Source organism: uncultured Fretibacterium sp., assembly GCF_963544685.1.
Lineage (GTDB): Bacteria > Synergistota > Synergistia > Synergistales > Aminobacteriaceae > CAJPSE01.
The window spans coordinates 1-8722 of the sequence record NZ_CAUUGJ010000096.1 but is presented as its reverse complement, the minus strand read 5'-3'; the positions used below and the strand labels follow the sequence as shown (position 1 = coordinate 8722).

The window sequence follows — 8722 nt, the reverse complement described above, 5'->3', positions numbered from 1 at the left end:
GTCCCGCGACTGTCCCCCCCAGCCCGTTCCCCAGCCCAGCAGGGTCATGAGGACGAACCGGCTGTGGCAGATCATGCGGATCGGCGCCAGCAGCATGGAGAGGACCGTCTCGCCCGCCACGCCGAGCAGCACCCGCCCCACCCCGCCGTAGCTCCGCGCGTTCCGGGCCGTCAGCAGGGTGTGGAGCAGGCAGAGGATCTTCGGCAGGAAGAGCAGCAGGGCCGTGCAGCTCAGGAGGCTCAGCGCCCACTCCGGGTACCAGACGTGCCATTTGGGGAACAGCATGTTGTGCTGCGGAAAGTACACGGGCTCCACCAGGACGTCCAGCAGCGCCTGCACGGAGCTGGCCGTCAGGAAGATCAGCCACAGCAGCGCGGAGCCGTAGGAGAGGATGCCGTTGAGGAAGAGGGCTCGGTGCGTGGGGAAGAAACCGTAGGTGAAGATCAGGCGCAGGTGCTGGAGGTTCCCCTGGCACCAGCGCCGGTCGCGTTTCATCTCGTCGATCAGCGTGGGCGGCGTCTCCTCGTAACTGCCGCCGACCCCATAGGCCAGCCACACCTCGTAGCCTGCGCGGCGGATCAGGGCGGACTCGACGAAATCGTGGCTCAGGATATCCCCGCTGAGGGGCCCCCGGCCCGGGAGCCGGGGCAGCTCGCACCAGCGCATGAAAGGCTCGACGCGGATGATGGCGTTGTGCCCCCAGTACTGAGCGTCGCCCAGCTGCCAGAAGTTCTGTCCGGCCGCGAAGACCGGCCCGTACAGGCTGTTGGCGAACTGCTGCACCCGCGCGATCAGGGTCTCGCGGTTCACCCCCTTGGGGGGCGTCTGGAGAATCCCGATCCGGGGGTTCCGCTCCATGGCGTCGACCATGCGCACCCAGGTCTCCCCGGCCATGACGCTGTCCGCGTCCAGGACGATCATATAGCGGTAGTTGTGGCCCCAGCGGCGGCAGAAGTTTGCGATGTTGCCGCTCTTCCGCTTCGGGTTGGAGGGCCTGCGGCGGTAGAAGAGGTGTCCCTCCATCCCCGGCAGGCCCCGGAGCTCGTTCCACATCGCCTCCTCGCGCACCCAGACGTCGGGGTCCGTGGTGTCGCTGAGGACGAAAAGGTCGAAACGCCCCTCCAGTCCCGTGGCGGACAGGGAGCGCCACATCGCGGCGATCCCCGCGCCGACGCTTTGCGGGTCCTCGTTGTAGACGGGGATGAGCACCGCCGTCCTGACCCCCTGCGGAAGGTCCGGAAGCGGCGAGCCGGGGTCGATGATCCGGTATCCGGAGTATCGGAAGAGCAGCACGAAGAACCCGAAGAGCGCCGTCCAGAACCCCGTCGAGATCCAGGCGAAGAGCACCCCGAACAGGATGCAGAGAGTCAGCTCCACCAGGGTCCCGCCCCCGTGGGGAAGCAGGGCGGACATGTAGGAGGCGGCCAGGATGGAGGGGACGAAGATCAGGAAGAGAAAAAGCCAACGCCGCCAGAGCGCGGAGAATCGCCAGGCAGGACGGGCGTTTGGGGTATGCGTCATCGCGTCCGCTCCTCCCTGGGCCGTCGGAGCCTTCCGACGAGGCCCCTCAGGGAAAATCCGCCGCGCGTCATGGAGATCTTCGCCGGCGGCATCGATCCTCGGTTGTAGGGGGGCACGGGGCAGGGGAGGGCGTCCGCGTCGGGCACGAAGCCCCGCTCGGCGCACAGCGCCCTCAGGATCTCCATGGCGGTCTCCATGCCGCAATCCTCGGCGGGGAGCGCCTCCCTCATCCCCGATGGACAGAGCTCGTCCAGGGCCTTCAACACCAGCTCCAGCCCCTCGCGCGGCGGGACCCTCAGGACCCGGACATAGAGGAGCAGACGGTCCAGCAGCAGTTCCCCGGGGCGGGGCTCCTGCAGCGCCGGTCGGTTTTCGTTCATGAGCGCCCTACCTCCCAAACACGTAGGTCCAGGTCTCGGTGAGGGGGTTCGGCAGATTTTCCCCCTTCTTCAGTACCGCGGAGAGGCGCACGGCCGGCGGAACGGCCGGAAACACGGAGAATCCGCCGCCCGCGTCCACCTCGACCTGGAAGGAAAGCCTCCATCCCCCCGTGTGGGGATTCTTCTCGAGGTGCTTTTGGACCAGCTTGGCCCCATCGACCTCCACGACGCTCGTGATCCCCGAGTCCTCGGGCAGGGCGTCGAGCTCCCCGCCCTCGAAGTCCACGAGGAAGCGCGCCCAGTTCTTCCGGTCGCCCCTCGCCTGGCGCGTCCCTACCACGCGCCCCAGGGAGTGCAGGTGCTTCTCCTGCCCTCCCCAGCGGAGCGTGCAGGCCCCCCTGATCGGCGAATCGGGCTTCTCCCGGTTCGGAACCCAGAAGGCTACGATGTTGTCGTTGTACTCGGAGTCGGTGGGGATCTCGATCAGCTCGATCCGGCCGCTGCCCCAGTCGCCGTCGGGCTCGACCCAGAGGGACGGACGCCGCTCGTAGTCGGCCTCGAGGTCCTGGTAGTGGTCGAAGTTCCGGTTCCGCTGCAGCAAGCCGAAGCCGAGGAGCCGTTCCATGGATATCCGGGTGGTGTTCAGCCTCTCCCCGTTTCGCAGGGCGCGCCACTGCCAGACGTCGTCGTCCCTGTGGACCAGCAGGCCGTCGGAGTCGTGGACCTCGGGCCGGTAGTCCCCGAGCCGGCCGTTCTCGGGTGCGCCGTAGAAGTACATGCTGGTGAGGGGCGCTATCCCCGCCTTCTCGACGCCGCTTCTGAAGAAGACCTGGAACTCCTCCCGCATCGCCGTCTCCGGCCCCGGGGTGATGACGAAGCGGTACGCCCCCGTACAGCTGGGGCTGTCCAGCAGGGCGTAGACCGTGATGGAGACGTCGTCGCTCGCGGGCTTCCCGATCCAGAACTCCCGGAACCAGGGGAACTCCTCGCCCGAGGGGAGCGCCGTGTTCAGGGCCAGGCCGCGCGCGGAGAGCCCGTACTTCGTATCCTTGCCGACGGCCCTGAAGTAGCTGGCCCCCAGGAAGACGACCACCTCGTCCTTGTAGCCGGGATCGTTGATGGCGCAGTGGACCCGGAACCCTGCGAACCCCACGTTGGAGGTGGCGACCTGGCTCCTCAGCTCGTCGCCGGGGTACTGGAAGAGGTCCGTGGAGAAGGGGACCGGGACGACGTGTCCATCCTCCTCGATGATGTTGATCTCCACGTTGCGGTCGTAGTAGAAGCCCGAGTGAAAGAACTGGAGCTCGAAGGGCAGCTTTTCGAAGCGCCACAGCGAGCGCTCCGGCTTGAACCGGACGGTGCGCCACTGGTCGTAGTTCAGGCTGCGCAGGGAGGCGGGCAGCGTGGCCGGCGGAACGTACTCCGATTCTGCCGCGGCCATGGCCTTCTTGAGCACGTCCCCGAACCCGAAGGGCCGGGCTGCGGGCGCTGCCGCGTCCCCGGAGACGGAGTCCGCCGATGCGGCGGAAGGCACATCGACCGAGGCCGGTATCCGGGGCGCCGGGTCCCCGGAGGCGGGGGAGACGTCGGAGGATGCCTTCGGCGAGGCCGCCTCCAGCGGTATCGTTAAGGACATCGCCCCCATCAGGGCAAGAAGCCCCACAAAAAAAATTCGGCGACAGGCCGCAGATCTCAAATTCAAAACGGGTCTGAACAATGCACCCATCTCCTTCCTCACGTTCAATTTCCTCAAGGATCTTCTCGATTGTCGGCCGTATCGCCCCAGGGCTCCCTCTCATTAAATATGGAAGCGCGGCGCCGCCGGAGGTCGAAATGACTTTCGCCCCCCGGCTTCGGCCTACCCTATTCAATCACAAAGCGATGGAGCGTCAAGTGCACGTCCCGCAAATCGAAGGGGCCGCATCCGTCTTTTCAATGCCTTTATCCCGATTGCGCTATAATTACCTTGACGGAGTGTTTCATTGTTTATTATCGAGGGGATTCGTGGGGGGCGTCCGACCGGGCGCGGAAAAATTCCGCGGCGGCGAGGGTGCTCGCTCAAAAAGTCAGTTTTGGATGGGGGCGGGAAGGCGAAGCGGATTTTTTGTATCGGCGCTATCGGCGCGGGGTCGAGGGGGATCTGCCGTCCCAGGGGGGACGCGTCCCGAAGCGGGAATCGAGATCGGTTTTGACTTGAAGGAGAGGATTGAGATGCTGCTTGGACTGTTGGTGGGGGCGATCGTCTTTTTCGCCCTGTGTTACAAGATCTACGGAGGTTTCATGTCCCGCGTCTACGAGCTGAACGACAGCAACAAGACGCCGGCCGAGGCCATGTACGACGGGGTGGACTATTGCCCGGCGCACCCCGCGGTGCTGCTGGGACACCATTTTTCCTCGATCGCGGGGGCGGGGCCCATCGTCGGCCCCATCACGGCGGCCGGCATGTTCGGATGGCTGCCGGCCTATCTTTGGTGCGTGATCGGCTCCGCGTTCCTGGGCGGACCTCATGACATGGGCGGGCTCGTCTCCTCCATGAGGCACGAGGGCAAGTCCATCGGCGAGGTCGTCGAGCGCTGGATCGGCCGGGCGGGGAAGATCCTCTTTCTCTGCTTCACCATTTTGACGTTGATTCTGGTTGTGGCCGTGTTCCTCCAGCTCTCGGCCAACTCCTTCGCCTCGGACCCGGCGGTGGCCTTTGCGGCGACGCTCTACATCTTCATGGCCCTGATCTTCGGCCTCCTCATCTACCGCATGAACTGCCCTCTGTGGCTGATGACCATCATCATGGTGCCCATCATCATCTACGCCTGCTGGTTCGGCAACGGGAACAAGTGGATCTCCAGCTACTTCTCCCTCTCCGGCAACCCGACCCTGGAGTTCCATCAGCCGGGCATCAACATGCCTCTGGCCGATGCCAAGGCCTTCGACGCGGCCAAGGCCAAGGACGCCGCGGCTTTGGCGGAATATGCGGACTTCGACGCCTACAAGGCCGCTCGTGAGGCCAAGTTCCAGGAGATCAAGGCGTCGGACGAGGTCGTGCAGAAGAGCGGCGCCGCGAGCTACGAGGAGTTCGCCGGGGCCCAGAAGGCCCTGAAGACCAAGAATATGGAGAACTGGCGCTGGGTGCTGGTGGTCTACATCTTCCTGGCCTCCGTCATGCCCGTGTGGCTGCTGCTCCAGCCGCGCGACTACTTGGCCTCCTACTTCCTCTACTTCGCCGTCGTCATCGGAACCGTCGGCATGGTCATGGGCAGCAGCAAGTTCTCCGTGGAACTGCCCGCCTACAAGGGCTTCGTCTCCGGGAACAACTACCTGTGGCCGATGCTCTTCATCATCGTGGCCTGCGGCGCCCTCTCGGGATTCCACTCGCTGGTGGGCAGCGGGACGACCTCCAAGCAGATTCGCAGGGAGTCGGACTCCGTCCTGGTGGGCTACGGCTCGATGCTGATCGAGGGCGTCGTGGCCGTCATCGCACTGGGTACCGTGATGATCTCCGGGGCGATCCTGGGCGACCCGACCAACACCTATGCGGTGGGCTTCGGACGCTTCTCCGAGCTCATCGGCATCGACCCCAAGATCGGAAAGTCCCTGGGGCTTCTGGCGCTCAACAGCTTCCTGCTGACCTCGCTGGACACGGCGACGCGCCTGACCCGCTATCAGATCCAGGAGCTGACCAACATGAAGGTCGACCGCTATACGGCGACGGTCATCGCCGTCGCCGGGGCGATGGGCCTTCTCCTCACCAAGACGCACACGACCACGGGGACGCTCATCCCCGTCTGGGCGGCGATCTGGCCGGTGTTCGGAGCCGCCAACCAGCTTGTGGGGGCGCTCGTCCTGCTGGCCCTGGCCGTCTGGGTGGCCCGTGCCCTGAAGAAGCCCAACCAGTGGCTGATGGTTCCCATGTGGTTCATGCTGATCACGACCGTGGCCGCCCTGGCCCTGATGATCCGGGACAACATCGTCAACGCGCCGATGCCCAACTGGACCCTGGGCGGCATGGCCATCGCGCTTCTCGTGCTGGCCCTGCTGATGGTGCTCCAGGCGTTTTCCGCCCTGAACCGGAAGGACGGCGCACCGCTCAGCCATTCCGGGGACTAGCGCAGCGAAAGGGCACGGGATCGGCGGGGGCGGGCGGCCCCCAACCCGAACGGCCCGGAGAAGCGAGGGTGCGGCGGATACATTGCCGCTCCCTCGCTTTTTTTATCCCCAATATACCAACTTTTTTCATCGACGGATTTGTTGACGAATGTGGGGTCCAGGCGTAAAATCCTAAGCGGAAAAGGCATGTTTTTTGTTTGCTTTGCCTAAATTACAGTTCAGGGGAAGGGTAACGATGAGTATGCAGAGGAAGTCGACACGGCTCTATTGGGGACTGCTGGTCACGGCGATCTTTCTTTTCGTCGTCTTTTCCGCATCCGAGGGCCTTGCGGCGAAGAAGAAGAAATACGATTCGTGGAAGGGCGTGGCGGCGGATATGGCCCTCGAGTTCGACTCCGCCCGGGAGGATATCGAGGCCGACCGCTACCGCGATGCCTACAAGCACGTCAACGACGCCTACTTCGGCTACTACGAGGTTCAGGGGTTCGAGAAGAACGTCATGGTGGCCATCTCGTCGGCGCGCGTCAGTCACATCGAGGCGCTCTTCGCCAGCATCAAGCACGCCCTGCTGGGGAATCAGGAGATCGCGAAGGACGCGCTCCTCGATATGCTCGAAAGTTTGAGGGTCAAGGTCTACAAGGACGCCATGGTATTGGATGGCGATATCGACGCCGGTGAGCCCGACAGCCTTGGGGAGGCCGTCTACGGGGACAAGGGGCGTCCTGCGGCGGGCGGCGGGGCCGTCGCTGCGGCGTCCGTCGATGCCGCGGCCGAAACTGCGGAGACTCCGGCTCCCGCTGCGTCCGCCCCGAAGGCCCCCGCCAAGGCGCCCGTGAACCGGGACTGGCTGACCTTCCTCACCGCCTTCGGCCTGCTGGTCCGCGAGGGGCTCGAGGCCATTCTGGTCATCGTCGCCATCGTGGCCTACCTGATCAAGACCGGCAACACGAGGATGGTGCGCAGCGTCTACGTCGGATCGGTCGCGGCCATCGGGGCGAGCGTCCTTTTGGCCTGGGCCCTGGAGTCCCTCATGGGGGACTCCAGCGGCGTCGCCCGGGAGCTCCTGGAGGGCTGGACCATGTTCTTGGCCGTGGCGGTCCTCTTCTACGTCAGCAACTGGATGCTCTCCAAGGCGGACACCGAGGCGTGGACCCACTACATCAACGAAAAGGTCCAGCAGTCCATCGACCGGAAGAGCCAGATGACCCTCGTCTTCGCGGCCTTCATCGCCGTCCTGCGTGAGGGCGCGGAGCTCATCCTGTTCTACAAGGCGTCGTTCTCCGGCGGCATGAACAGCACTCCCCATATCGTCTACGGCATCCTGGCGGGGACCGTGGTGCTGGTGGCCGTCTACGTGGCCTTCCGCTACTTCAGCGTGAAGCTGCCGCTCAAGCCCTTCTTCCTCTTTACCAGTATCCTGCTCTTCATCCTGTGCGTGTCCTTCATGGGCAAGGGCGTCGTCGAGCTCACCGAGGCCGACGTGATCGTCGGCAGGACCACCATCCCGGCCATGAACGGCTTCTCCATCGAATCGCTGAGCATCTACGACCGGGCCGAGACCCTGATCCCGCAGGTCATGCTGGTCATCGCGGCGGTGTGGGTCATCCTGTCCCATACCCTGGGTGGGAAAAAGAAAGCGAAATGACGGCGAAGACCGAGGTCAACCTTTGGTAAAAAACCTCACGTGAGGTTTTTTATAATACTCATCAGGAGGGAAATTTCATGAAGAAGTTTGCTGCAATGCTGGTCGTCGTCCTTTCCCTGGCCCTGGTCGGGGCGGCCCTGGCCGCTCCGGCGGAGAAGCCGGGCGAGAGCGGTTTCGCCGAGATTCCCATCGGCGAGGAGATTCAGGTCGGTCCCTACAACGTGGCGGCCGTGTACTTCCAGGCCGTCGACATGGTTCCCGCGGGCAAGAACCCCTCGAAAGAGGAGTCGGACATGCACCTTGAGGCGGATATCCACCTTCAGCCGACGTTTGCCATCGCCTACGGCTTCGGCTCGGGCGAGAACATCTGGCCGGCCTATCTGAGCGTGAAGTACCAGATTCTCGACGCTCAGGGCAAGACGGTCATCATGGAGGGGAACTTCATGCCCATGAACGCCGACGACGGACCCCACTATGGCGCCAACATCAAGAAGGGCTTGAAGGTCGGGCGCTATAAGCTGAAGTTCATCATCGAGCCCCCCACGGACTATCTGCTTCACACCGACCCCGAGACCGGCGTTCCCGCCAAGGAGAAGGCAAACGACTATTTCCAGACCCATACCGCCGAGTTCGATTGGAACTACACCGGGGAGCAGCTTCAGAACCAGTAGTCCCAACTTGTAAGGGGACAGGTTAGTTACTCTGTTCCGCGGGGCGTCTCCTTTCGTCCGGCCTTCTGCCGTTCGGAATGCGGTGTGCCCCGCGGAAATTTTTGACAAGTCCGGAGGTCAACCCCATTCTTAAATATCTTGTCGCGGTCACCGATCATCTCGCCTCGTTCTCCCTGATGGTCGGTTTGATCTTCAGTTATATCCTGCGCTTCAAGGGAAGGGCCGATCGTCTGATCGTCTGGGCCGGAGCGGCGGCAGGGATTCTCGGGGGCGGGGTTGTCTTTGGGGTTCGGCTGTTCGACCCCAAGGGCATGAACCTCCCCCTCATGCGATTCAACCGCTGGGCTGTGGTGGTCATTGCGGCGGCGGCCTCGGTCGCCTTTTTGTGGATTATCCTGTCCGGG

General features: G+C 63.9%; 6 protein-coding genes and 1 pseudogene. 4 read left to right on the top strand and 3 right to left on the bottom strand.

What is annotated here, in order from left to right:
- The 3 genes from mdoH to ABLA28_RS08975 form a co-directional block, all read right to left on the bottom strand.
- The coding region (mdoH, locus tag ABLA28_RS08985) for a glucans biosynthesis glucosyltransferase MdoH (protein ID WP_347713374.1) at positions 1-1521 on the bottom strand (1521 nt) is incomplete at its 3' end.
- The gene (locus ABLA28_RS08980) at positions 1518-1901 is read right to left on the bottom strand and encodes a hypothetical protein (protein WP_347713373.1); all 384 of its coding nucleotides are present in this window, start codon (positions 1899-1901) and stop codon (positions 1518-1520) included. The genes ABLA28_RS08980 and mdoH, both read right to left, overlap by 4 nt.
- A 7-nt stretch (positions 1902-1908) precedes the next feature.
- Positions 1909-3537 (bottom strand): glucan biosynthesis protein G, encoded by a 1629-nt coding sequence (locus ABLA28_RS08975; RefSeq protein ID WP_347713372.1) that lies wholly within the window; start codon positions 3535-3537, stop codon positions 1909-1911.
- Between the two features lie 575 nt (positions 3538-4112).
- Here ABLA28_RS08975 and ABLA28_RS08970 point away from each other — a divergent pair.
- From ABLA28_RS08970 to ABLA28_RS08955, 4 genes and pseudogenes are all read left to right on the top strand, one after another.
- Positions 4113-6002, top strand: coding sequence for a carbon starvation CstA family protein (locus tag ABLA28_RS08970; RefSeq protein ID WP_347713371.1), 1890 nt, complete (start codon positions 4113-4115; stop codon positions 6000-6002).
- Positions 6003-6237: 235 nt separating this feature from the next.
- Positions 6238-7647: an FTR1 family protein gene (locus ABLA28_RS08965; RefSeq protein WP_347713370.1), complete on the top strand. Its 1410-nt coding sequence runs from the start codon at positions 6238-6240 to the stop codon at positions 7645-7647.
- Positions 7648-7724: 77 nt separating this feature from the next.
- Positions 7725-8318, top strand: coding sequence for an iron transporter (locus tag ABLA28_RS08960; protein WP_347713369.1), 594 nt, complete (start codon positions 7725-7727; stop codon positions 8316-8318).
- Positions 8319-8419: 101 nt separating this feature from the next.
- A pseudogene (locus ABLA28_RS08955) lies at positions 8420-8722 on the top strand (DUF2318 domain-containing protein); the annotation flags it as partial.